This is a genomic window from Acidovorax sp. KPB24-07 (genome assembly GCF_057543315.1).
Genome location: NZ_BAAJYS010000021.1, coordinates 1 through 24,381, shown reverse-complemented (window position 1 = coordinate 24,381; position 24,381 = coordinate 1). Strand labels below are relative to the sequence as shown.

At 63.9% G+C, this 24,381-nt stretch carries 21 protein-coding genes, 2 tRNA genes and 2 pseudogenes; 2 read left to right on the top strand and 23 right to left on the bottom strand.

The genetic code is table 11. The annotated features are described in order from the left end of the window. Positions 1 to 21 precede the first annotated feature (21 nt). Genes ybgF through tolB form a run of 3 tightly spaced genes read right to left on the bottom strand, consistent with a single transcriptional unit; the run spans position 22 to position 2,734 of the window. Positions 22 to 816, bottom strand: a complete 795-nt coding sequence (ybgF, locus tag AC27IQ_RS04930) for a tol-pal system protein YbgF (protein WP_284430766.1) — start codon at positions 814 to 816, stop codon at positions 22 to 24. Next, complete coding sequence (gene pal, locus AC27IQ_RS04925) at positions 816 to 1,367, bottom strand: peptidoglycan-associated lipoprotein Pal (protein ID WP_284430765.1); 552 nt, start codon at positions 1,365 to 1,367, stop codon at positions 816 to 818. Before pal ends, ybgF begins: the two co-directional genes overlap by 1 nt. A 47-nt stretch (positions 1,368 to 1,414) precedes the next feature. Next, complete coding sequence (gene tolB, locus AC27IQ_RS04920; protein WP_487088616.1) at positions 1,415 to 2,734, bottom strand: Tol-Pal system beta propeller repeat protein TolB; 1,320 nt, start codon at positions 2,732 to 2,734, stop codon at positions 1,415 to 1,417. A gap of 122 nt (positions 2,735 to 2,856) precedes the next feature. On the opposite strand from tolB, the gene msbA reads away from it, so the two are divergent. Continuing rightward, positions 2,857 to 4,638, top strand: coding sequence for a lipid A export permease/ATP-binding protein MsbA (gene msbA / locus AC27IQ_RS04915; RefSeq protein ID WP_487088614.1), 1,782 nt, complete (start codon positions 2,857 to 2,859; stop codon positions 4,636 to 4,638). A gap of 48 nt (positions 4,639 to 4,686) precedes the next feature. Here msbA and AC27IQ_RS04910 read toward each other — a convergent pair whose 3' ends face one another. The 6 genes and pseudogenes from AC27IQ_RS04910 to mltG all read right to left on the bottom strand — a co-directional run bounded on the left by AC27IQ_RS04910 (position 4,687) and on the right by mltG (position 9,310). Beyond that, positions 4,687 to 5,367 (bottom strand): ankyrin repeat domain-containing protein, encoded by a 681-nt coding sequence (locus tag AC27IQ_RS04910; protein ID WP_284430762.1) that lies wholly within the window; start codon positions 5,365 to 5,367, stop codon positions 4,687 to 4,689. Next, positions 5,364 to 6,176 (bottom strand): TatD family hydrolase, encoded by an 813-nt coding sequence (locus tag AC27IQ_RS04905; protein ID WP_284430761.1) that lies wholly within the window; start codon positions 6,174 to 6,176, stop codon positions 5,364 to 5,366. Before AC27IQ_RS04905 ends, AC27IQ_RS04910 begins: the two co-directional genes overlap by 4 nt. Before the next feature lie 60 nt (positions 6,177 to 6,236). Further along, complete coding sequence (locus AC27IQ_RS04900; protein WP_272568678.1) at positions 6,237 to 6,596, bottom strand: PilZ domain-containing protein; 360 nt, start codon at positions 6,594 to 6,596, stop codon at positions 6,237 to 6,239. Between the two features lie 18 nt (positions 6,597 to 6,614). After that, the gene (locus AC27IQ_RS04895) at positions 6,615 to 7,619 is read right to left on the bottom strand and encodes a DNA polymerase III subunit delta' (protein ID WP_487088611.1); all 1,005 of its coding nucleotides are present in this window, start codon (positions 7,617 to 7,619) and stop codon (positions 6,615 to 6,617) included. After that, positions 7,616 to 8,297: pseudogene (tmk, locus tag AC27IQ_RS04890) on the bottom strand (dTMP kinase). The gene AC27IQ_RS04895 and the pseudogene tmk overlap by 4 nt, the downstream one beginning before the upstream one ends. 29 nt (positions 8,298 to 8,326) lie before the next feature. Then, positions 8,327 to 9,310, bottom strand: coding sequence for an endolytic transglycosylase MltG (gene mltG, locus AC27IQ_RS04885; protein ID WP_487088626.1), 984 nt, complete (start codon positions 9,308 to 9,310; stop codon positions 8,327 to 8,329). A gap of 65 nt (positions 9,311 to 9,375) precedes the next feature. Between mltG and ygfZ the strand changes: the two genes are divergently transcribed. After that, complete coding sequence (gene ygfZ, locus AC27IQ_RS04880; protein ID WP_487088609.1) at positions 9,376 to 10,293, top strand: CAF17-like 4Fe-4S cluster assembly/insertion protein YgfZ; 918 nt, start codon at positions 9,376 to 9,378, stop codon at positions 10,291 to 10,293. Here the strand turns inward: ygfZ and AC27IQ_RS04875 are convergent. The 14 genes and pseudogenes from AC27IQ_RS04875 to AC27IQ_RS04810 form a co-directional block, all read right to left on the bottom strand. Then, a complete protein-coding gene (locus AC27IQ_RS04875; protein WP_487088607.1) occupies positions 10,269 to 10,637 on the bottom strand; it encodes a hypothetical protein in 369 nt (122 codons plus the stop codon). The genes ygfZ and AC27IQ_RS04875 overlap by 25 nt on opposite strands. Before the next feature lie 149 nt (positions 10,638 to 10,786). Continuing rightward, positions 10,787 to 10,862, bottom strand: a tRNA-His gene (locus AC27IQ_RS04870). A 50-nt stretch (positions 10,863 to 10,912) separates the two neighbouring features. After that, positions 10,913 to 12,835 (bottom strand): SurA N-terminal domain-containing protein, encoded by a 1,923-nt coding sequence (locus AC27IQ_RS04865; RefSeq protein ID WP_487088605.1) that lies wholly within the window; start codon positions 12,833 to 12,835, stop codon positions 10,913 to 10,915. Between the two features lie 59 nt (positions 12,836 to 12,894). After that, a tRNA-Val gene (locus AC27IQ_RS04860) sits at positions 12,895 to 12,970 on the bottom strand. A gap of 18 nt (positions 12,971 to 12,988) precedes the next feature. After that, positions 12,989 to 13,261, bottom strand: a complete 273-nt coding sequence (locus AC27IQ_RS04855; RefSeq protein WP_007858657.1) for an HU family DNA-binding protein — start codon at positions 13,259 to 13,261, stop codon at positions 12,989 to 12,991. Between the two features lie 349 nt (positions 13,262 to 13,610). Then, entirely contained in the window at positions 13,611 to 14,180 is a 570-nt protein-coding gene (pgsA, locus tag AC27IQ_RS04850; RefSeq protein ID WP_272568672.1) for a CDP-diacylglycerol--glycerol-3-phosphate 3-phosphatidyltransferase, read from the bottom strand. Positions 14,181 to 14,234: 54 nt separating this feature from the next. Continuing rightward, a complete protein-coding gene (gene uvrC / locus AC27IQ_RS04845; RefSeq protein ID WP_487088602.1) occupies positions 14,235 to 16,283 on the bottom strand; it encodes an excinuclease ABC subunit UvrC in 2,049 nt (682 codons plus the stop codon). A 61-nt stretch (positions 16,284 to 16,344) separates the two neighbouring features. After that, a pseudogene (locus AC27IQ_RS04840) lies at positions 16,345 to 17,054 on the bottom strand (aspartate/glutamate racemase family protein). 54 nt (positions 17,055 to 17,108) lie between these two features. Beyond that, positions 17,109 to 17,927: a M55 family metallopeptidase gene (locus tag AC27IQ_RS04835; RefSeq protein ID WP_487088600.1), complete on the bottom strand. Its 819-nt coding sequence runs from the start codon at positions 17,925 to 17,927 to the stop codon at positions 17,109 to 17,111. A 10-nt stretch (positions 17,928 to 17,937) separates the two neighbouring features. Then, positions 17,938 to 19,026, bottom strand: a complete 1,089-nt coding sequence (locus AC27IQ_RS04830; RefSeq protein ID WP_487088598.1) for a P1 family peptidase — start codon at positions 19,024 to 19,026, stop codon at positions 17,938 to 17,940. Then, on the bottom strand, positions 19,023 to 19,961 hold the full coding sequence (gene gsiD / locus AC27IQ_RS04825) for a glutathione ABC transporter permease GsiD (RefSeq protein WP_272568665.1): 939 nt from the start codon (positions 19,959 to 19,961) through the stop codon (positions 19,023 to 19,025). The genes AC27IQ_RS04830 and gsiD overlap by 4 nt, the downstream gene beginning before the upstream one ends. Before the next feature lie 43 nt (positions 19,962 to 20,004). Then, the gene (gene gsiC, locus AC27IQ_RS04820) at positions 20,005 to 20,925 is read right to left on the bottom strand and encodes a glutathione ABC transporter permease GsiC (RefSeq protein ID WP_284412092.1); all 921 of its coding nucleotides are present in this window, start codon (positions 20,923 to 20,925) and stop codon (positions 20,005 to 20,007) included. Positions 20,926 to 21,018: 93 nt separating this feature from the next. Then, a complete protein-coding gene (gene gsiB / locus AC27IQ_RS04815) occupies positions 21,019 to 22,557 on the bottom strand; it encodes a glutathione ABC transporter substrate-binding protein GsiB (protein WP_487088595.1) in 1,539 nt (512 codons plus the stop codon). 97 nt (positions 22,558 to 22,654) lie between these two features. Beyond that, positions 22,655 to 24,381 (bottom strand): dipeptide ABC transporter ATP-binding protein (locus AC27IQ_RS04810; protein WP_487088593.1); only part of this gene is annotated, 1,727 nt, incomplete at its 5' end.

Sequence of the window (24,381 nt, the reverse complement as noted above, 5' to 3'; positions counted from 1 at the left end):
TCGAAGGCTCTACCGCGCCGCTCACTTCAGGCGCGACAAGCGTTCTTTGGCCGCTCCAGCCGCTTCCGACTGGGGGTAGACGCGGATCAGGTCTTCCAGCGTCTTGCGGGCGGCGCGCGTGTCCTTCAACTCGATCTGGCAGTTGGCGATCGACAACGCAGCCTCCGGGGCACGCGCATGGTCAGGCGCAGCAGCCAGCAAGGCCTTGAAGTTGTTGATGGCTTCTTTGTAATCGCGCGTAGCGTATTGGGCATTGCCCAGCCAGAACCTGGCGGAAGGCGCATAGCCGCTGCGCGGGTACTGCTTCAGGAAATTTCCGAATGCGCTCACGGCATCCGGAAACTTGCCAGTACGAAAGACCGCCAGCGCCGCATCGAAATCCCGCTTTTCGGCGGGGTCGGCCTGGAACTCCTGACCATCCACCGTGACCTTGGCAGGTTCGAACTGGCGCAGCCGTTCGTCAACGCCTTGGGCGATGTCTTTCTGGCGGCGCTGCAGCTCGGAGACATCCCGAAGCAACTGCTCGTTCTGCCCACGCAGATTGGCCTGCTCAGCCCTCAGGGTTTCGATCTGCGTCTGCAGATCGAGCAGGCTTCGGCGCATCTGGGAAGTCTCGTCGCCTGAGCGACGAAGATCGTCACCCGCACGCTGATTGGCCTGCTGCAGCGTGTCTACACGCTGACGCAATTCCAGAATGGCGCGGCGTGCTTCTTCATCCTCGAACAGCGCGGCATGGCTTGTCGGAGCGAAAGCCGCCGACAGGGCCAAGGCCAGCAGGGCAAGTGCCTTGCGGGGAACCACCATCTGCGCGCTCATCAACGGTAAGACAGCTCAACGCGGCGATTCTGGGCGTACACGTCTTCCGTGCTGCCCTGTGCCGCAGGCTTTTCCTTGCCGAAGCTCACGGCTTCCATTTGCGCTTCCGACACACCGAGCAAGGCAAGCGAACGGCGCACCGCTTCAGCGCGCTTTTGACCCAGGGCCAGGTTGTATTCACGGCCGCCACGCTCGTCGGTGTGGCCTTCGATCATGACCTTGCGGTTCTGGCCTGCCTTGATGAAACGGGCGTGCTGCTCGATCAGCGACTGGAACTCCGGCTTGACCGCGTAGCTGTCGTAGTCGAAGTACACGATGCGGCTCACGCCGACCGGGCCTGCGCCGTCGCGCGCCGACTGGCTCAGGTCCACGGGAGCGACGCCGCTTTGTGAAGCGCCATTGGGGTTGGCGCCACCATTGCCTGGCATCGTCGAAGTAGCGCCCTTGTCTTCCACAGGCACGTCTTCCAGCTTTACGCCGGAGCTGCAGCCAGCCACGATGGCTGCAGCGATGAAGATGGCGGAAATGCGTTTGAAGGGAAAGCGGTTCATTGAAATACTCCTCAAGTCCAAATGATCAAAAAATCGAAAGATGACGGTCACTGTTTTTGGAACGGGCCCCAGTCGGGCTCGCGGATATCACCGCCCTGCCCGGCCAAGCGTGCCTTGATCTTGCCGTCCAGCGTGGTCGTCATGAGCGCTTCACGGCCTTGTTGCTGCGTCGCGTAGACGATCAGGCGGCTGTTGGGCGCAAAGCTGGGATTTTCATCTGCAGTCGTGTCGGTCACGGCCGTGGCCGTACCCGTCGCCAGATCCATGACGTGCAGCTTGAACGCACCGCCAATGCGCGAGACGTAAGCCAACCACTTGCCATCGGGGCTGATGCTGGGAGAAATATTGTAGGAACCAGTGAACGTCACACGCTCGGCATTGCCGCCCGAAGCGCCGACTTTGTAGATCTGCGGTGCGCCGCCCCGATCGCTCACGAAGTAGATGCTCCGGCCATCGCTCGAGAACATGGGTTCGGTATCGATGCCGGTGCTCTGCATGAGACGGCGAGGCTCGCCGCCATTGGCATCGATGGTGTATAGCTGCGAGCCACCGTCGCGGCTCAGAGTCACGGCGAGCGTGCGGCCGTCGGGAGACCATGCAGGCGCGCTGTTGGAGCCCCTGAAGTTGGCGATCAGGCGGCGCCGGCCCGAGGCCACATCGTGCACATACACAACCGGCTTGCGTGACTCGAAAGACACATAGGCCAATTGCCCACCGCTGGGAGACCAAGCCGGCGAAATGATGGGTTCCGGGCTGGACAACGCCGATTGCGCGTTCTCTCCGTCCGCATCGGCCACCCAGAGGCTGTAGCGCGGGCCGGACTTGGTGACATAAGCAATGCGGGTCGAGAACACCCCGCGCTGGCCCGTGAGCTTTTCGTAGATGAAATCAGCGATGCGGTGGGCAACCAGACGCAGGTCACCCTGCGTGACCACGAAGCTCTGGCCGCCGAGGTCCTGGCCGCGCACCACGTCCCACAGGCGAAAGCGGATGTCGAAGCGACCGTCGGGCAAGCGCGCGATGCTGCCGGTCGTGAGCGATTCCGCGCCCTTTTGCTTCCAAAGGGCGACGTCGGGGCGCGACGTTTCGTCGAGCGCCGGCCCGGAAGAATCGACCGCCCGGAACTGGCCACTGCGCTCCAGGTCGGCCTGGATGATGGCCGAGATCTTTTGCGGGGACTGCGCCTCACCACGGAACGGCGAGATCGCAAAGGGAAGCTGGGTCAAACCCACGCCGGTGATTTCGACCCTGAATTGGGCCAGTGCAGGCAGTGCGGAGGAAGAAACCAGCGCGGTGATAGCGTGCCGGCGAGAAAGGTGCGGCAGGGCCGCAGCAAGAATGGAGGATGGATTTCGGTCAATAGTCATTGGCAGCCATCGGATACCGAGCAAATGCCGGTGGACAGACCGTGGATGTTACACACTGGGGGGATACCCCTGTGACAAACTGTGCAAGGTTTGGATGCGGTCCTACGTAGAATCCGCGCCTCATGCACGCCCCAGACCCCCGCCCCCTTCCGGCTTCCGAGCAAACCGCCCGCCTCACCCTGGCCACCAGGCTCCGGCGGCTTTCCGTTTACTTCGGCAACCAGCGCTCCGCATGGACACTCGCCGTGCTGGCCACGCTGGTCGGAGCGGTCACTGAGCCCCTCATTCCCGCGCTGCTCAAGCCCTTGCTAGACCAGGGATTCACCGAAGGCTCCTTGAAACTCTGGATGGTTCCGCTGGCCATCATGGGTGTGTTTCTGGTACGGGGATTGGCGCAGTTCGCGGGGCAATACGCTCTCGCCCGCATTGCCAACGAAGGCATGATGAAGCTGCGCGAGGCGCTCTTCGACCGCCTGCTCGCAGCCGAAATGGCCCTGTTCACGCGGCAGTCGGCCAGCACCCTGTCCAACACCGTGGTGTACGAAGTGCAGACCGGCGCCACGCTGCTCGTGCAGGCGCTGATGGGGCTGTCTCGCGACGGATTCACCCTGATCGCCCTGCTGGGATACCTGCTCTACCTCAATTGGCAGCTCACGCTCATCGTCGCCATCGTGGTGCCGGGCGTGGCCTGGATCATGAAGACGCTGTCCCGGCGGCTCTACCGCATCACCAAAAGCAGCCAGGAAGCGACCGACCAGTTGGCCTATGTGGTGGAAGAAAACGTGCTGGCCCATCGCATGGTTCGGCTGCACGGTGCGCAACCCAGCCAGTCGCGGCGCTTCGGTGTTCTGAGCCAGAGCCTGCGCCGGCTGGCCATCAAGGCCACCATCGCTTCGGCAGCGATGACCCCGCTCACCCAATTGCTCGCCGCTGCAGCCCTGTCGGGCGTGATTTGCGTGGCGCTCTGGCAGAGCCATGCCAGCGGCGACCGCGATGTGACCGTGGGTGGCTTTGCGGCATTCATCACCGCGATGCTCATGCTGATCGCACCGATCCGCCGCCTGGCGGACGTGGCCAATCCCGTGACCCGGGGGGTCGCGGCCCTCGAACGCGGATTGGCCCTGCTGGGAGACACCCGGGCAGAGGACGGAGGCGACCACGCGCCCGAGCGCACCTCGGGAGCCATTACCCTGGAAGACGTCACCGTGGCGTTCGGCGACGAGCAGGCCATGGCCCTGGACCGCGTGAACCTGACCGTGCACCCTGGAGAAACCGTGGCGCTCGTAGGCCCGTCCGGCGCCGGGAAAACCACTTTGGTAAACCTGTTGCCCCGCTTCATCGCGCCGAGCGCCGGCCAGGTCCTCCTGGATGGCCAGCCTGTGTCGCGCTGGAACCTGCAAGCCCTGCGGTCGCAATTTGCCATGGTCAGCCAGGACGTGGTGATGTTCAACGACACGGTGGCAGCCAACGTGGCGTTGGGCGGCGAAATCGATGAGCAGCGCGTTCAGGACTGTCTGGCCGCCGCGAACTTGGCCGAGCATGTGGCGGCGCTGCCTTCAGGCATGCACACCGTGGTGGGCCACAACGCGACGCAGCTGTCGGGCGGGCAGCGCCAGCGCCTGGCCATTGCCCGAGCGCTTTACAAGGATGCGCCGATCCTCATCCTGGACGAAGCCACATCGGCACTGGATACCGAATCAGAGCGTCTGGTACAAGACGCGCTGCAGCGCCTCATGCAGGGGCGCACCACGCTCGTGATCGCGCACCGCCTGTCTACCATCGAGCATGCCGACCGGGTGGTGGTGATGGAGCGTGGACGCATCGCCGAACAGGGCACGCACGCCGACTTGATCGCCCAAGGCGGTCTGTACGCCCGGCTCCAGGCCCGCCCTGCGGGGCACTGAACCTCCGCTGCGCTCAGGTCCGACCGAGGGCGGAAACGCTTCGCCGCCTTACCACTGTCCGCGGCGGGGTTGCCGCCGGCGCACGGCCTCAGCCACGAGTTCCTCCATGTCCTTGCGGTCGGCACGCCGCGCGAAGTCAGCGGCACCCAGACCGATCTGATTGCGCAACGTGGGGTCCGCTCCTTCGTCCAGCAGCAGCTTGGCCACGTCGGCCGTGCCGTAGCTCACCGCCATCATCAAGGGCGTGGTGCCGTTGGGCGAGGCGGCGTCAATGTAGGCGTGATTTTCCAGTAGCAGCGTGGTGATGGCCGCCTGCTGCGGCGTGGTGCCGGAAGCTGCATAGTGCAGAGGTGTCCACCCTGTCTTGTTGACATCGGCATCCTTGGCAATGAGCGCGCGCGCCGCCTCGACATTGCCCTTGATCGCGGCCAACATCAGCGGGCTTTCATCCTTGACGTTCCGCTCCTCCACCTTGATACCCTTGGCCGCCATCAGCGCCGCAAAGGCGCGCATGGAACCTTCTTTCAAGGCAAGCGTGAGCGCGACCTCACCCTTCGGATTGCGCGTATTCGGATCGAATCCCCGGCGTACCAGCGAGTTGATGCCGGAGTCGTCGTCGCGCAATACGGCGGTAAAGAAATCCTCATACGCACCGGCGTGGGCACATGCGCCGCACAGCGCCGCGGCGGCCAAAGCAAAGGAAGCAAGCACTCGGCGACGGACCATCATGATGGGGTGGCTCCAGAAAAGAACAGTGTGTCGAAATTGCGGCTCGTGGCCAGCGCCACCTCCTGCACGGGCATCCCCTTGACCTCGGCCAGTTGTTGCGCCACGAAAGGGACATACGATGGGTTGTTGGTCTTGCCGCGGTAGGGCACCGGCGCAAGGTAGGGGCTGTCGGTTTCGATGAGCATCCGATCCAGCGGCACGAAAGCCGCCACATCCCGCAAATGCTGGGCGCTCTTGAACGTCACGATGCCGGAAAACGAAATGTAGTAGCCCAGATCGAGGGCCGCGCGAGCCACCTCTGCGGTCTCGGTGAAACAGTGGAATACCCCGCCAGCCAGGTTTCCAATCCCGTTCTCGCCCTCTTCGCGCAGGATCGCCAGGGTGTCGTCCGACGCGCTTCTCGTATGGATGACCAGGGGCTTGCCGCACGTGCGGGCAGCACGGATGTGCGTGCGGAAACGATCACGCTGCCATTCCAGATCAGCGATGCTGCGCCCTCCTTTCCGATCTTCCATGCCGTAGTAGTCGAGACCGGTCTCGCCGATGGCTATCACCCTCGGCAAGGCAGCACGATCGAGCAGGTCCTGCTCGGATGGTTCGGCAATGCCTTCGTTGTCGGGATGAACGCCCACGCTGCTCCAGAAGTTGTCGTAGGCCATGGCCAACCCGTGCACATCGGAGAACTCTTCCAGGGTAGTGCAGATGCAGAGCGCACGATCCACGCTGGCATCGGACATGGCCTGGCGAATGGCTGGCAGTTGGGAGACCAAATCAGGAAAGGTGAGATGGCAGTGGGAATCTGTGAACATGCGCAATCCAAACAAAAATGCCGACCGGCAGTCGGTCGGCATGGCAAAGGCGCGGGGCGCTCAGAGGGTCTGGGTCGGCCGGTCCGACCCCAGACTGGTTCCAAGCAACTCTTCGATCTTGAGCTTGAGAATGCGGGATTTCTCATCCCTCGGAAACTGAATGCCGACACCCTGTGTCCGATTCCCGGCCGCCCGCGCGGGGGTCACCCAGGCCACTCGCCCCGCGACGGGATACCGCTGCGTGTCTTCCGGCAACGTCAGCAGCACGTAGACATCATCGCCCAGCTTGTATTCGCGCTGCGTCGGCACAAAGATGCCGCCTTCGGCGAACAAGGGGATATAGGCCGCATACAGAGCCGCCTTCTCCTTGATGGCCAGCTGCATGACGCTGGGACGGGGCGCGGTAGAGGGGCTGCTCATGGTCTTGGGGCGTCTTCTTCAATGGCGCGAGTGTAGGGTGTTTCGCGCCTGCGCAACAAGCGCTTCCAGCATGAGCCCCGCATTGAAGGGGTGATCGGCGGTACGTGCCTCTTTTACCAAAGCCTTCGCCCAGCGGCTCAAGGGCCCGAGGCCCGGCGGCGTCGGCAGGTCCGCCACTGCAAAGTAGCGTGGCGCCGCGCCGACCCGGCACGCCATCAGGTCATGGCAAATTTTTTGCAACGCGTCCACCGCCTGGGCAGGAGAGGCATCAGCCAACGCCGTGACATCGCCCCGGGCGACCGCCTTGGGCAGCTGCGACCACGATTGCGGGCTGCGTCCGGCGCGGGCCAGGCTCAGTGCGTCGTCGGGACGACCGCCGCATGCACGCAGAAATGCGCTGGCAGCATCGGATTCCAGACCTTGCTGAACCAGCCAATTCACCATGTCGGATTCAGACGGCCATTGCATCGTGTGCCCCAGGCAGCGGCTTCGGATAGTGGGCAGCAACTGGTGCGCGGCCTCGGTGGCCAGGACAAATCGCACGTCGCCTGCCGGCTCTTCCAGCGTCTTGAGCAACGCATTGGCCGTGACGTTGTTCATCTGCTCGGCCGGGTACACGAGCACAGCCTTACCACGCCCGCGGGCGGATGTGCGCTGCGCGAACTGCACGGCGTCCCGCATGGCATCCACGCGGATCTCGCGGCTGGCCTTGCGCTTCTTGTCGTCGATCTCAGACTGCGCCTTCTCCGGCAATGGCCAGCCGCGCTCCATCATCTGCGTCTCGGGCATGAGTACACAAAGATCCGCATGCGTTCTGACCTCGACCGCATGGCAACTGCCGCAGTGACCACATGCGCCATCATTTGTGGGCGTATCGCACAACCAGGCTCGTACCAACTCCATCGCCAACGCATACTGGCCCAGCCCGGACGGGCCACTCAGCAGCCACGCATGACCCCGCTGTGCCAGCAGCGTCTGGCGTTGTGCGGCAATCCACGGGGCGATCAATCGAGGATGGCTCATGGTGCACCCGCGCCGACGTCTGAAGTGCCCGACTGCAGCCAGCCTCGCTGGACAAGCGCGCCTGTCAATTGCGACCACACGGCATCCCGGGGCTGTCCTGCGTCCAGGCGCACGAAGCGCTGCGGCGCAGCAGAGGCGCGATCGGCATAACCCTGCCGCACCCGGCCAAAAAAACTCGGCAGGCTGCGATTCGAAGCGATCGGGGGTGCGTGCATGGGCCAAGCGTGCTGCGGCTGTCTCCGGAGGGAGATCGAACCAGATCGTCAGATCAGGATCACGCATTTTTTCAGGCTCCAGTGCGTTACCTGATTGGGTGATGCGCTCCAAAATAGATAGCACCTTCGCATCAAAGCCGCGTCCTCCACCCTGATACGCGAAAGTAGCATCCGTGAAGCGGTCGCATAGCACCACCTCGCCCCTTGCCAACGCAGGCTCGATCACGCAGCGCAGGTGGTCGCGGCGCCCCGCGAACACCAGCAGCGACTCCGTGAGAGCGTCCATGGCGTCATTCAGCAAAAGCGCGCGAATCTTTTCCGCCAACGGCGTGCCGCCGGGTTCCCGGGTGACCGTGACGGTCTGGCCGTGACGCCGAAAGGCAGCCGCCAAGGCATCGATGTGCGATGACTTGCCCGCACCGTCGATGCCTTCGAATGTGATGAACCGTCCCGCTGGCTCCATGGTGAACTTTCTGCCGGGTTGGGGCGTGGTCAAGGCTGCCCCCGCTGGTAGCGGTTGACGGCCCGGTTGTGCTCATCGAGGGTCGGGCTGAACTGGCTGGTCCCGTCGCCTCGGGCAACGAAATACAAGGCGTTGGTCTTCTCCGGCTGGACTGCAGCGATGAGCGAGGCCTTGCCCGGCATGGCGATGGGCGTCGGGGGAAGGCCGGGACGGGTGTAGGTGTTCCAGGGCGTGTCCGCAAGCAGGTCACGTCGGCGCAGGTTGCCGTCGAATTTTTCACCCAGACCGTAAATCACGGTGGGATCGGTTTGAAGCAGCATGCCCGCCTTCAATCGGTTGCTGAAGACGCCCGCGATCTGTGCGCGGTCGGAAGAACGGCCCGTTTCCTTTTCCACAATGCTCGCCAGGGTGAGGGCTTCGTCGGCGCTTCGCAAAGGCGTGTCCGCCGCACGTTGCGCCCAAGCCGCCTCCAGCCGCCGGTCCATGGCATGCATCGCCCGGCGAAGCACGGACAAATCGCTGCTGCCTTTGGCATAGGTGTAGGTATCGGGGAAAAAGCGGCCCTCCGCCGGCACGCCAGGGCGCTCGAGGCGCGCCATGATGGCGTCGTCAGCGAGGCCTTTGGTATCGGGCTTTAGCTGCTCTTCGCGCGCCAGCGCCTGGCGGACCTGCCGAAAGGTCCATCCCTCTACCAAGGTGACGGCGCGCAGAGCCTCTTCCCCACGCACGAGTTTTTGCAGCAGCTCGCTTGGGGTGGTGCCTGGCGGAATTTCGTAGTTCCCGGCTTTGATCAGGCGATCCTGACCGGACAAGCGAAACCAGGCGTAGAGCAGACGTGGATCGGAGTCGACACCGGCGGCGACCACATCACGCGCTACACCGCGGGGCGTAGTGCCTGGCTCGATCGCCAACTCCAGCGGCTGCGCGGAGGACACGCCGCTGCGAACGGGCATGGGCTGGTGCAACCACCACACCGCTGCCGCAGTGGCGGAGCACACAATGACTAGCAACAACGCGAAAAAAACGACGCACAACCTTGGCAGCCTGTAGGGAAGTAACCGGGCATCATAATTCAGCCATGACTTATCCCTTGAACGGCATAGCCCCCCTTTCCCACCTCGGCGTGATTCGCGTGGAAGGGGAAGATGCAGCGAAATTCCTGCATGGCCAGCTCACCCAGGATTTCGCGCTGCTGGGTATGGATGAGGCCCGATTGGCCGCATTCCTTTCCGCCAAGGGACGGGTGCAGGCAAGCTTCATCGGCTTCAAGCGCAGCGCCACGGAAGTGCTGTTGATCTGCAGTGGCGACCTGCTCGCTCCTACGCTCAAACGGCTGTCCATGTTCGTGCTGCGTGCCAAGGCACGGTTGAGCGATGCCACGGCAGATTTCGCGCTATATGGCTTGGCAGGGAATGCGGTGACCGCTCTGGCAGCGGGTGAGCCACCCTCACCGTGGTCCAAAGCCGAGCGGGACGTTGCCACCGTGGTGCATCTGTATCCGGCAGTGGGTCAGCCGCGCGCAATATGGGTGGCACCGACCACCGCCCCTGCGCCGGTCGGGAATTTGCTCGCACCCGGCATGTGGGAGTGGGGCGAAGTTCAGAGCGGAGTCGCGACTCTGACAGCCCCTCTGGTGGATGTGTTCGTGCCCCAGATGTTGAACTACGAATCCGTTGGGGGAGTGAATTTCAAGAAGGGCTGCTATCCCGGCCAGGAGATCGTGGCTCGCAGTCAATTCCGCGGCACGTTGAAACGACGCACCTATCTCGCCCATGCAGCCCGTCCGATCATGGTGGGATCAGAGGTGTTCGCCGCCAACGATGCAGAACAACCCTGCGGTTTGGTCGTGCAAACAGCGGAGTCTCCCACGGGGGGCATGGACGCCCTGGTGTCGCTGCAAATCGCCTCCACGGGCGAATCGCTTCGCGCAGGCGGCGCAGAGGGCGTGCCCCTTGCGTTAGGCACGCTACCTTATGCTTTGCTGGAAGACATCTGAGTCGAACTGAAGGCCTGAATGACGGTTCGTGCAGGCCCTTGGATTGAATTCGCTCTGTCGGTGAGCAGAATCATTTTTTTCGTAGCACCTGCCACTTGCGGCTCATCCAGTTTACGGGCCCCAGAAGCAAAATCGGAGAGCGCAACCATGGCTTCGTCACGGGTGGCCCAGTGGTCTTCGGGTAGAGGCAGGTTATGGCCGTCTACCTGGATCTGTGCGAAGTAATAGCGTCCTGCCTTGCTCAGACACAACTCGGCTGTGTAAGTAGCCCCGTCGGCCACTCCAAAAACTGTCTCTTGCGCGTGTTTCTCATGCATCTCGAGCCCTTTCAGAACTTTTTCCATTCTGAGCAGGTGGCCTCACAGTTTTTGTAGGCGGCTTGGCCTTGTGCAAGTCACGCCACGAACAATTCATGGGCAATCTGAAATCGGCAAACACCACGCGCACAAGAAAAAAGCGCTGCAACCTTCCGATTGCAGCGCTTTGGTGATTTTGGGGTGGCTGATGGGGCTCGAACCCACGACAACAGGAATCACAATCCTGGACTCTACCAACTGAGCTACAGCCACCGCAGACTTAAATTATACCCACAAATCAATCGATCTCTGAGAAAAAGCCATCAATTTTCCAGAACAGGCGCAACCGCTGGGCGAGGTACCTTGAACTGCACCTTGAAGCGGTCTTTCAGCAATTCGTAATATGCCAACGCTTCAGCGGAACCTGCAGCCTGCGCATACTGCTGATGTTGTTGGCGGTTTGCCGCCTCATCAGGGGCAGGACGGGGCACCAAGCGGTTGACCTTCACCACAGCGTAGCCCTGGGCGCCCAGGCTCACGCCAGTCCATGAAGGCAAAGCATCCACATTGGACTGCAGCGCGGCATCGATCACAGGCCGAGGCAGATTCTGCGGCTGATCCCGAGAGACGGTGAGCGCAGGCGCGAGGCCTGTGGCCGATGCAGGTGCAGCCTTCCAGGCCGCAAGCTTGGCTTCACCTTCCTTGCGAGCCATTTCCGCGGACTTCTCAGCCACATACAAATCCTTAACGCGGGCACGAACATCTTGCAGCGGCAATGCACGCGCAGGCGTATACGACGTGATTCGCCCGGCCACCAGGGCGCTGGGCCCGGTTTCGATGGCTTCGGTGTTCCGCTTGTGCTCCAGCGAATCCGGGGAGAACAGAGCCTCCAGGAAGCGCTGATTGGCCAAAGGCCCCTGCGCCCCCGCAGCAGGCGTGCGCGTCACGCCATTGGCGGTCTGCACCTTGAGCTTGAGCTTCTCTGCGACGGATTGCAGACCGTCTGCCTGTTCGTACACCCCGTTGGTGAACGCTTCGGCCACTTCCGCAAACTTGCGTTGGGCCTGCTGCTGCTTCAGCTCTGTCTCTAGCGTGGGGCGCAATTGCTCGAAGCTGGGTTGCTTGGGCGCCTTGATGTCGGTCAACAAAATGATGTGATAGCCGAAGTCGGACTCCACCACGTTGCTGATCTCGCCCTTCTTCATGGAGAAGGCGGCATCCTCGAACGGTTTGACCATCGCACCGCGGGCGAAGAAATCCAGATCTCCGCCAGAGGCTGCGGAGCCAGTATCCTGCGAGTATTTCTTGGCCAATTCGGCGAACGTGCCAGGGGCCTTGCGAACCTGCTCCAGCAGTTCGGTCGCACGTGCCTTGGCTTTTTCACGATCGGCAGCAGGGGCGTCCTTGCTCGCATTGATCAGGATGTGGCTGGCGCGGCGCTCTTCCTTGCCAGCCAAGCGTTCCAGATTTTGCTTGTAATAGGTGCGCAGGTCTTCTTCGTTCACGACGATGCTGGACTGCACTGCATTCGTGTCCAGCACCACATATTCGATGTTGGCCTGCTCGGACTGCTGGAACGACGCTGCATGCGACGTGTAATAAGCCTCCAGGTCGGCATCCGAAGGCGTGACCTTGGTGGCGAAGTCGGCGGCATTGAAGCGCGCGATCTGGATTTCGCGCCGCTGATACAACGCGTCCAGCGCCAGTTGAGATTGTGCGTTGCTGCTGAAGGCCGAACCCAGCACACCCGACATCACCTGATTCACGGAAATGTCGCGGCGCACATTGGCTTCAAAACCTTCCGGCGTCAGTCCCTGCGCTCCTACGATGGCGCGATAGGCCTCCGCATCCAGCGTGCCATCCGGGCGCCTGAGATTCGCGATGGCAGGAATGCCCTGCAAAGTGCGGGCCAGCTGCGCGTCGCTGGCGATGAGGTGCATCTTCTGCGCGGCGGTCTGCAAAACACGATCACGCACCATCCGCTCCAAGGTCGCATAGCGCGCCTGAGGCGTGTCGAGCAGCTTGGCATCCACCGTGGGAGATTGCGCGCGAATGCGGTCCGTTTCAGCGCGATGGGCGTTGTCCCATTCGTCCTGCGTGATGTCGTGGCCATCGACGCGTGCGACCACTGGACTCTTGCTGGAGAAGTAGCTGCGGTCGATGCCGACAAGGACAAAAGACGGAATGATCAGCAAGAACAGCAAGAACATCACGATCTTGGAGTGCTTGCGGATGGATTCGAACATGTGCGATCTTTCAGTGGCGACAAAAGAAAAGGCGAACTCGCGTTCGCCTTTTTGTTCAGTGGTGGGTGCTGACGGGGTCGAACCGCCGACCTACGCCTTGTAAGGGCGCCGCTCTACCAACTGAGCTAAGCACCCCACCTTAAACATAAACCATCAGTTCAGAGCATCCTTCAATGCCTTGCCTGGACGGAACTTCGGGACTTTAGCAGCCTTGATCTTAATCGTATCGCCCGTACGGGGATTACGGCCGGTGCGCGCAGCGCGCTTGCCCACGGCAAAAGTGCCAAAACCGACGAGAGACACCGTACCGCCCTTCTTCAGGGTCTTCTTGACCGCCTCGATCGTGGACTCCAGCGCTCGCGCTGCTGCAGCCTTGGAGATGTCGGCGTTGTTAGCAATGTGCTCAATCAGTTCGGTTTTATTCACAAGAAGCCTCTCGGGAAAAGAGTGGATGGAATGTCTTTTGCAAATCTGGCCCTCCGACACGCGCCGTACCGAGCCGCAACGAAGTGGCACATCAAGCAGGCGGGGAAGGGCTGACACTGGGGCAGATTCTGCTGTGTCAGATTAAAGCCATCGACTTTCCGGGTGTCAATACAGTGCGCCGTTTTACGGCAGCGTAGCAGCGAATTCTAGACGCATTTGTGAAGCGGGCCGGGGCTTCCAAGGGCTTTTTCTCGGTGGCGTTGCGCCCATAGGCACATCCCGTATTGACAATCTGCTGGACGGAATTCCCGTGCTCGCACCACCCGTCCATCCACGATGCAATGCACCGTCACTTCTTGACCCGCGCCCGAATTTCCGGAAGCGCCTTCTGAAGGTAATACACCATCGACCACACCGTGAGCACAGCGGCAATCCAGATCAGCCATGTGCCCCAGACGCCCGTGTCGACCACGCCGAACAGCTGTCCGTCGTACAGAAGAAAAGGGATCGCGATCATCTGCACCGTGGTCTTGACCTTGCCCAGCATGTGCACAGCCACGCTGCGCGACGCGCCGATTTGCGCCATCCACTCGCGCAGTGCCGAGATTGCGATTTCGCGCCCGATGATGATCATCGCAACGAAGACATCGGCCCGCTGAAGATGCACGAGCACGAGCAAGGAGGCACAGACCAGGAACTTGTCTGCCACCGGGTCGAGGAAGGCGCCGAACGACGAGGTCTGGTTGAGCTTGCGCGCCAGATAGCCATCCAGCCAGTCCGTCGCGGCGAAGATGACGAACATCACCGTCGCGATGAGATTGCGCGTGGTCGGCTCCAGTGGCGCATAGAACACCCCCACGATCAAAGGTATCGCGACGATGCGCGTCCAGGTCATGATGGTGGGGATGGTCAGGAACATGCGGCGATTGTGTCATGCCCGTTCGGCCACCATCGCCGAACGAGGCCAATCCAGTCAACGCAGCGCGCGATAGATCTCCTCGGCCAGATCGCGCGAAATGCCCTCCACCGTGATCAGGTCCTCCACGCTGGCCGCTGCGACACCGCGCACGCCGCCGAACCGCTGCAGCAGCCGAGCCCGCTTCTTCGGCCCCACGCCCGGAATCTCCTCCAGTTGCCCCCCGCCCACACGCACCTTGGCCCGCGCCGCCCGCATGCCGGTGATCGCGAAGCGGTGCGCCTCGTCCCGGATCTGAGCGACCAGCATCAAGGCAGCGGAGTCCCGGCCCAGGTAGACCTTTTCACGCCCATCGGCAAACACCAATTCTTCCAGCCCCACCTTTCGGCCCTCGCCTTTTTCGACGCCGACGATGCGACTGAGGTCCAGGCCGAGTTCGGTGAACACCTCGCGCGCCATGCTCACCTGCCCCTTGCCGCCGTCCACCAGCACCAGGTCGGGCAGCCGGGCTTGGCCTGGCGCGGGCTCCGCGCCCCCGGCCTCGCGCTGCGCTTCCGCGACCTTGCTGTAGCGGCGCATGAGCACCTGCCGCATGGCTGCATAGTCGTCTCCGCCCGTGATGCCTTCGATCTTGAAGCGCCGATACTCGCTGCTCTGCATTTTGTGATGGTGGAACACCACGCAAGACGCCTGAGTGGACTCGCCCGCCGTGTGCGAGATGTCGAAGCACTCGATCGTGAGGGTATCGAGGTCCTCTTCGCTCAGGTCCAGCGCCTCGGCGAGGGCCCGGGTACGCGCCTGCTGCGAACCCTCTTCGGCCAGCAGGCGGGCCAGCTGGATGTCTGCATTTTTCTGAGCCATGTCCAGCCAGGCGCGGCGCTGCTCCCGCGGCTGGTGCACCGCCGTCACCCGCACGCCGGTCTGTTGGGACAGCGCATCGATCAATGCGCGATCGACCGGGTGGCTCACGATGAGCGCAGGGGGCACCGGCACGCCGATGTAATGCTGCGCGATGAAGGCCTCCAGCACCTGCGCCTCGACGGAACGCGCCGGTGCAGAACGCATGGACTGAGCCGACTTTCCTTCATCCACCGTGGCGCCAGCCAATTCACCGCCCTGCCCGCCTTCAATGGAAGCGGCCTCACTCGTGGACCCAGCGTCGTCCGCGGCCTCCTCTGCCTGGAATACGGCCGCAGCGTCTTCCACGTGCACGGGAAAGTACGCCCGGTCGCCCAGGTGCCGACCTCCCCGCACCATGGCCAGATTCACGCAGGCGCGCCCCCCCAGCACCTTCACTGCCAGAATGTCCACATCCTTGTCGGACACGGTTTCGATGGCCTGCTGGTGCAACACGCGCGACAGCGCGGTGATCTGGTTGCGTACATCGGCTGCCTGCTCGAACTCGAGGCGGCCGGAATGCTCCATCATGCGGGCCTCCATCGATCGCAGCAGCTCTTGCGTCTCGCCCCGCAGCATGGCTTCCGCATGCGCGACATCGCTCGCGTAGGCCTGGGGCGAGATCAAATCCACGCAGGGACCGGTACAGCGCTTGATCTGATACAACAGGCAGGGCCGGGTGCGGTTGGCAAACACCGTGTCTTCGCAGGTGCGCAGGCGAAAAACCTTCTGCAGCAGCAAGATGGTTTCCTTGACCGCCCAGGCCCCCGGGTAAGGACCGAAGTAGCGGTGCCGCTTGTCGATGGCGCCGCGGTAGTAGGCCATGCGCGGGAAGAGCTGGCTTGGCGCCTCGCCGGTGCCGTCCTTGCCGGCCACGCCGGTGATCTTGAGATACGGATAGCTCTTGTCGTCCCGAAACAGAATGTTGTATTTCGGATTCAGCGACTTGATGAGGTTGTTTTCCAGCAGCAGTGCCTCGGCCTCGGAGCGCACCACCGTGGTTTCCAGCCGGACGATCCGGCCCACCATGTGGCCGATCCGCGTACCGCCATGGGTCTTGGTGAAGTAGCTGGAGACGCGCTTCTTGAGGTTGCGTGCCTTGCCCACATAGAGCAAGGCGCCTTGCGCATCAAAGTAGCGGTAGACACCCGGCAGCGGCGGCAGCGCGGCCACTTGCGCGAGGAGTTCGGGGGAATGCACATCGGACATGGCGCTATTGTGGCCAGTCTCTGCGCCCCGTCGCATGCCGCAACGGCCAAGCCCTGCCGGATCAGTGCCCGACGTGCCCTTCGTAGGCCTTGCGGGCCAGCGCCATGGCCAGGATTTCGGAAGGATCGATCAATGTCCAGCCTTGCGCTTGCGGGGCCTGGGGCAAGGCCAGCGGGATTTCGGTGCAGGCCATGATCAAGGCGATGCCATCGCCATGGCGCCCACGCAACTGCCTGCCCACGCGCGTGAAACATGCCTGCGCCAACGCCAGGTTCCCGGCCTTGACCCCTTGGTAGATGCCCTGCATGAGTTCTTCACGCTCGGATGGCTCGGGAATCACGCATTCGATGCCATGGGCCGCCATGACGGTGTCGTACAAGCCCATGCCGTAGGTGCCTTGCGTGGCCAGCAGCGCCACTTGGCGGATGCCCGCCGCTGCAATTCGGCGGCAGTCTCACGCGCGATGTGCAGCAGGTCCACGGACGGCACCCGCTCCTGCAGTGCAGCGTGCCAGGCGTGCGCGGTGTTGCACGAGATGGCCACGGCGCGGGCGCCCACAGCAGAGAGTTGCTGCAGCACCCGCGCCATTTCGTCCAATGGCTGCGGTGCGTTTGCATCGCTGAGCGCGCGGGACCGGTCCGCCACCGGGACCTGTGCCATCCAGTGCTCGGGGTATGCCTGGTCCTGAACCGCCAAGCCATGGTCCCGCAGCCAGCGCTCGGACGCCTTGAGGAACAGGCGGGCGAAATCCACACCAGCCGCCGGCCCCATGCCGGCCAGGATGCCGACCTTCGCGGGCGCGCCAAAAAAAATGCGGTTCGCCGTTCATCGCAGCATGCTCGACATGGCCGACAGGCAATTGACCATTCGCACGGCCGACTCGGTGTCGGGGGCCTGAAACCGCACGGAGTCGGAGGCCACGCGCTCCAGCGTGGGCCACTGGCAGAACAGATCGGCCAGTGCAGGCGTCTGGGCCTGCACATCCACCAGAATCTCGCCCTCGATGCGAAAAGGCGGTACGGCAGCGCGATCCTGCACGGCTGCCGCCACGCCCGCCCGGATGGCCGCGCAGGACTGCGCCGGCGACAGGCTGATGCCGCTCGTCTGGCCCGTCGCCCGCTTGGTTTGCACGAACCGGGCCTGGGGAAACAGCGGCTGGGTTTCCGCGATGAACACGTCGTCACCCGACCCCATGATCACCGGCACCCCATAGGCGCCTGCCAGGGCGCCATAGATCCCCGCCTCGCCCAGTTCCTGGCCGTTGAAGGCGATGCGCGCGAAGGCGAAGCTGTTGATGGTGTGGGCCAGAATGCCGCGCCCCTGGGCTCGGGAGTGATAGCCGATGATGCACACGCCGTCCATGCCCAGTTCCACGCCCGCCACCATGCTCAGGTAGCGGGGCTTGCCCTGGATGGCCTGCGCGCGTTCGTCGAGCAGGTCCGGCGGCATGTTCCGGAAACCACCGTGCGAATCGTTCACGTAGACCTCGGAGGCCCCGGCATCGAAGGCGCCGGCGATCGCCGCGTTGGCCTCGGCCGCCATCAGGCGCCGCGCGCGCTCGTATTCGGGATTGCCGGGCCGCACCTGCTCGGGGTGGTAGACGCCCGCGACGCCTTCGATATCGACGGAAATGAGAATTTTCATGGAGGGGTCTTCAGGAAATCGATGCGGGCAGACAGGGCAGCAACCCGCGCAATGCAGGGCGGTGGTGCCCATCCCGGCCGGTGACGGGCGTGGCATGCCACAGGGCATGGACGATGGCCTGCTCCACGCTGTCGGCCGCTGCCTGGAACAGGCCGTCCAGCAAGGTTTCATGCAGCATCGGCGTGGCCGGCATGGGCTGGTCCGCCAGATGCGGCAGGGTGTAGCCCGTGGAGAACGCCAGGGCGATGTCGCCGCTGCCATGGCCGTAGACTGAGCCGGTGCGTGCCAGACCTGCGCCCGCGCGCAGGGCCAGGCGGTTCAGTTGGCGGGCATCCAGCGGCGCATCGGTGGCAAGCACCATGATGATGGAGCCGCGTTCGGTCTCCGCAGACTGCGCGCGCGCGCTGTCGTCCAGCAGGGTGGCCACTTCGGCACCGATGGCCTTGCCGCCCCATACCAGGTTCGGAAGCAGCCCGTAGTTGGCCAACACCAGTGCGCCGACCGTGCAGATGCCCCCCTGGCGCAGCGGCACCCGGCGCGACGCCGTGCCGATGCCGCCTTTCAGCTGGAAACTCGACATGCCCCGCCCCGCACCCACCGAACCCTGTGCCGCGCGCGCGCCGGCGTTGCCGCACGCCGCCAGGTAGTCGCCCCCGTCCAGGGCCATGCGCTGGATGTCGTTCAAAAAACCGTCATTGCACTCCAGCACCAGCGGATTGACCGTGGGCAGCGCCCTGCCCGTCTCCGGATTGGCCTCGATGCATTGGCGGATCTGCGCCTGGGCCATGGTGCCGACAGAGAAGGTGTTGGTCAACACGATGGGCGTCTCCAGTTGCCCCAATTCCGCCAACTGCACCAGGCCCACGCTCTTGCCGAAGCCATTGATCACCGACGCACCGGCCGGCACCTTGTGGCGATAGGGGTCCAGCCCATGCGGATGGATCACGGTGACGCCGGTCTGCACCGGACCGTCGTCGCGCGTCGCATGCCCCACGGTCACGCCCGCCACGTCGGTGATGGCATCGAGTGGCCCGGCCAGCAGGTTGCCGATGCGTGGCGGCACCAATGCCGCCGTGATGCCTGTCGAAGACGGTCTCATGACTGCCGGTCGATCTTCGGGTCGAGGGCATCGCGCAAGCCGTCCCCCAGCAGATTGAAGGCGAGCACGGTCAGGAAAATGGCCAGGCTGGGGAACAGCGCCACGTGCGGTGCGTTCACCATGTCCGCACGGGCCTCGTTGAGCATGGCGCCCCATTCCGGCGTGGGCGGCTGCGCGCCCATGCCCAGGAACGACAGGCTGGCCGCCGTGATGATCGAGGTGCCCACGCGCATCGTGAAGTACACGACGATCGAAGAGATCGTGCCCGGCAGGATGTGCCGCACGATGATGGTCCAGTCCGACGCACCGATGCTGCGCGCCGATTCGATGTAGGTCATCTGCTTGAGCACCAGCGTGTTGCCGCGCACCAGCCGCGCGAAGGCCGGCACGCTGAACACCGCCACGGCCACGATGACGTTCGTCATGTTGCTGCCCAGGATGGCTACCACGCCGAGCGCCAGCAAGATGCCGGGGAAGGCGAACAGCACGTCCGAGATGCGCATCACCACGCGGTCCCACCATCCCTCGTAGTACCCGGCCAGCAGACCGAGGGTCGTGCCGATCAGGCAGCCGATGAGCACCGACAGGAATCCCGCCGCCAGCGAGATTCGCGCGCCCATCAGGATGCGGCTGAAGATGTCGCGCCCCAGCGGGTCCACGCCGAACCAGTGGACGGCCGACGGCAGTTCGTTCAGCCTTTCGTAGTCGAAAAAGCCTTCGGGGTCGTAAGGCACCAGGACCGGTGCCAGCACGGCCACCAGCACCAGCAGCAGCACGAAAGCCAGCGCCACCATGGCCACGCGCTGCTTCTTGAACTTGCGCCAGAACTCGCGCCAGGGCGTGCGGACCGCGCCGGAACTGGCAGCGGCAGGCGCCACCGAGGCGGCCGCCAGTTGCGCGGCATCGGGGGGCGTGGGGATGGAGGGCGTGGTCATACCGTCTCTTCGTGTTCGTGGAATGGGATGCAGGCCGCCGTGGTCACTTGTAGCGGATGGTGGGATTGATGAAGCCGTAGAGCATGTCCACCACGAGATTGATGAGGATGAACTCCAGCGAGAACAGCAGCACCAGCGTCTGGATCACGGGGTAGTCCCGCATGGTCACGGCATCCACCAGCAGGCGACCCAGGCCCGGCCAGTTGAAGACGGCCTCCACCACGATGGAGCCGCCCAGCAGGAAGCCGAACTGCAGCCCCATCATGGTGATGACGGGAATGAGCGCATTGCGCAGGCAATGCTTCAAGATCACGAGGCGCTCGTTGAGCCCCTTGGCGCGCGCCGTGCGCACGAAGTCTTCCTGCACCACCTCGACGAACGACGCGCGGGTGAAGCGCGCCATCACCGCGGCAACGGCCGCCCCCAACGTGATGGAGGGCAGGATGTAGTGCTGCCAGCTTGCCGCACCCACCGTGGGCAACCAGCCCAGGTTGACCGAGAACACCTGCATCAGCACCATGCCCAGCGCGAACGCGGGAAACGAGATACCCGATACCGCCAGCGTCATGCCCAGCCGGTCGGGCCATTGGTTGCGATACACGGCCGAGATGATGCCGATGCCCATGCCGAAGATGACCGCCCAGACCATGCTGGTGACCGTGAGCGCCAGCGTGGGCATGAAGCGCTCGCCGATCTCGGCCGCCACCGTGCGGCCGGTGCGGATGGACTTGCCGAAGTCGCCCTGAACCATGCGCGTGAAGAAGTGCACGAACTGCTCGGGCAGCGGCCTGTCCAGGCCCAGGTCGTGGCGCACTACCGCGACGGCGGCCTCGTCGGCGTCCTGCCCCGCCGCCAGGCGCGCGGGGTCGCCGGGCAGCATGTGGACGAACAGGAACACCAGCACAGCCACGATCAGCAGCGTGGGCAAGAGTCCCAGCAGTCGTTTGAGAAAGTAGTTCAGCATGGGTGCGGCGCTGCGGGCGCAGCGATGTGTTTTTTGATGAAAACAGGAGCAGCCCGCGCACGCCGGATCAGCGTGCGGGGCGGTCTTGGCCTGTTATTCCAGGTCGATCTCGTCGCTGTTGATGTTGCCGTCGGGCATCACATGCACACCGGACAGGCGCTTGGCGTGGGCGTACAGCACGTCCTCCGTCACCAGCGGGATGCGCGGCAGGTCCTTGGCGAGTTGCTCCTGCGCGGTCTTGTAGAGCGCCGCGCGCTCGGCGCCGTTGGTGGTCAGCAGCGCCTTGGCGATGGACTCGTCCACCACGGGGTTGCTATAGAAGGCGTAGTTCGCCAGCTTCGGCGCCCATGACTCCGTGGAGAACAGGGGGCGCAACGCCCAGTCGGCCTCGCCGGTGGAGGAAGACCAGCCGATGTAATACAGGCGCACCTTGGCGGTCTTGGGATCGGGCCATGAATCCACCTGCTCGGCGCGCTGGCCGGGCTCCAGTGCCTGCACCGACACCTTGATGCCGACCTGCTGCAACTGCTGCTGGATGAACTGGATCACCTTCTGGCTGGTGGTGTTGTTGTAGCCGCTCCACAGCACGGATTCGAAACCGTTGGGGTAGCCCGCTTCCTTCAGCAGTTCCTTGGCCTTGGCCACGTTGTAGGGAATGGGCTGCATCTTCACCGCGTATTCCACGCCCTGCGGCACGAAACCCTGGGCCGGGAAGGCATGGCCGTTGAAGGCCACCTTGGCCAGCGCTTCCTTGTTGATGGCGTAGCCGATGGCTTCGCGCACCTTGGGGTTGTCATACGGCTTTTGCAGCATGTTGAAGGTGAGGAAGCGCTGGATGATCGACGGCGCGGACACCACCGTGACCTTGTCGCTCTTCTTGAGCGTGGCGATCTGCTCATAGGGCAGCGTGAAGGCGAAGTCGGCCTCGCCCGTCTGCAGCATGGCAGCGCGGGTGTTGTTCTCGATCACAGGCTTCCAGGTGACCTGATCGACCTTGGGATAGCCCTTCTTCCAGTAGCCCGCGAACTTCTTGCCCACGATGGCCTCGGTCTGCTTCCATTCGACGAACTCGAACGGGCCGGTGCCCACGGGGTGGAAGGCGATGTCCTTGCTGCCCCACTTGGCCAGCGCGGCGGGCGAGATCATCGCGGCCGAGGCGTGGGCCAGCGCATTGATGAAGGGGCCGAAGGGCTCCTTGAGCGTGATGCGCAGCGTGGTCGGGTTCACGGCCTCGACCTTGGCGACGCGGTTGAACTGGTTGGCGCGCAGCAGGCGGTTCTCGGGGTTCATCACGCGGTCGAGGGTGGTCTTGGCCGCGGCGGAGTTGAAGTCGGTGCCGTCGTGGAACTTGACGCCCGAGCGCAGCTTGAAGGTATAGACGAGGCCGTCGTTCGACACTTCGTAGCTCTCGGCCAGCACGTTCTTGACCTTCATGTCCTTGTCGAACGCGAACAGGCCTTCATAGAAACTCTTGGTCACGGCCGTGGTGATGGTCGTGTTGGTGTTGTAGGGGTCGAGCGTCTCGGGCTGCTGGTAGATGGCCAGCACGGCGTTGCCGGCGGCCAACGCGGAGCCGGACATGGCCAGGGCCAGCAGGCTGAAGGCGATGCGGCGGGTGGAAGCTTTCTTCATGGGTGAACTCCGGTGTGGAAAAGATCAGGGGTTTTCAAAATGGATAGCTGCTTTCGCTTGTCAGGCAAGCGCTGAAGGTCGATTTGAGTTGGAAACATCACCCCCCTTGCGGCGCCACGAAATGGCCGGGTCCCACCTGCACCATCGGCAGCACCACGGGCTCGTCGCCCACCGCCCGGATGGGGCTGGGAATGTCCCCCTCCAGCAGCGTGCGCCGAAGGTGCCGGCGCGCCGGGTCGGCGACGGGCACGGCGGACATGAGCTTTTTGGTATAGGCATGCTGCGGGTTCTCGAAGATCGCGCGGCGCGGTCCGATCTCCACGATCTGGCCGAGGAACATCACCGCCACGCGGTGGCTGATGCGCTCGACGACGGCCATGTCGTGCGAGATGAAAAGAAACGCCACCCCCAGCTCGCGCTGCAGGTCCAGCATCAGGTTGACGATCTGTGCCTGGATGGACACATCCAGTGCCGACACGGATTCGTCCGCCACCACCACCTTGGGGTTGAGGGCCAGCGCCCGTGCGATGGCGATGCGCTGGCGCTGGCCGCCCGAGAACTCGTGCGGGTAGCGCTGCGCGTAGTCGCGCGGCAGCCCCACCTTTTCCAGCAGCCAGTCCACGCGCTCCTGCGCCTGCCGGCCGCTGGCCACCTTGTGCACCAGCAGCGGCTCCATGATCGAAAAGCCCACGGTCAGGCGCGGGTCGAGGGAGGCGAACGGGTCCTGGAAAATGAACTGGATGTCGCGGCGCAGCGCCTGGACCTCGCTCGTGGGCAGGTCCAGGATGTTGCGCCCGCCGAACTCGATGGCACCGCTCTGGCTGTCCACCAGACGCAGCAGCGAGCGGCCCGTGGTGGACTTGCCGCAGCCGGATTCGCCCACCAGCGCCAGCGTCTCACCCGGATAGAGATCGAAGCTCACCTTCTCCACCGCGTGCACGCGGCGCTTGACGCGGTTGAACAGCCCCGAGCGCAGGTCGAAACGCGTCACCAGGTCTTTCACCCGCAGGATGGGCTGGGCCCCTGCGGGGCGCGTATCCACCGGCGTGGATTGCAGGACCGGCGCCGTCGCGGCATCGCCGGATGGTCGCAGCAGTTCGAAATGCCGCGGCAGATCGGTGCCCTGCATGGCACCCAGCTTGGGCACGGCCGACAGCAGCGCCTGCGTGTAGGCATGCTGCGGGGCGGCGAAGATCTGGGCGGAAGGGCCCTCTTCCACCTTGTCGCCGCGGTACATGACCAGCACGCGGTCAGCCACTTCGGCCACCACGCCCATGTCGTGGGTGATGAAGATCACGCCCATGCGCATCTCTTCCTGCAGCTGGCGGATCAGCTGCAGGATCTGCGCCTGGATGGTCACATCCAGCGCGGTGGTGGGCTCGTCGGCGATCAGCAGCTGGGGCTTGCACGACAGCGCCATGGCGATCATCACGCGCTGGCGCATGCCGCCGGACAGCTGGTGCGGAAACCGGTCGAGCACATTGCGCGCCTCGGGAATGCGCACCAGCTCCAGCATGCGCAGCGCCTCGGCGCGCGCCGCCGCCCGGTCTTTGCCCTGGTGGTAGCGAATGGACTCCGCGATCTGCTCGCCCGCCGTGAACACGGGGTTCAGCGAGGTCATGGGCTCCTGGAAGATCATGGCCACGTCGGCACCACGCACCGACTGCAGCGTGGCGTTGCTGGCGCGGCGCATGTCCAGCACCTGCCCGCTGCTGCGGCGCAGCGCGATGGAGCCGCCCACGATCTTTCCGCCGCCATGCTCGACCAGCCGCATCAGCGCCAGCGAGGTGACGGACTTGCCCGAGCCCGACTCGCCCACCAGGC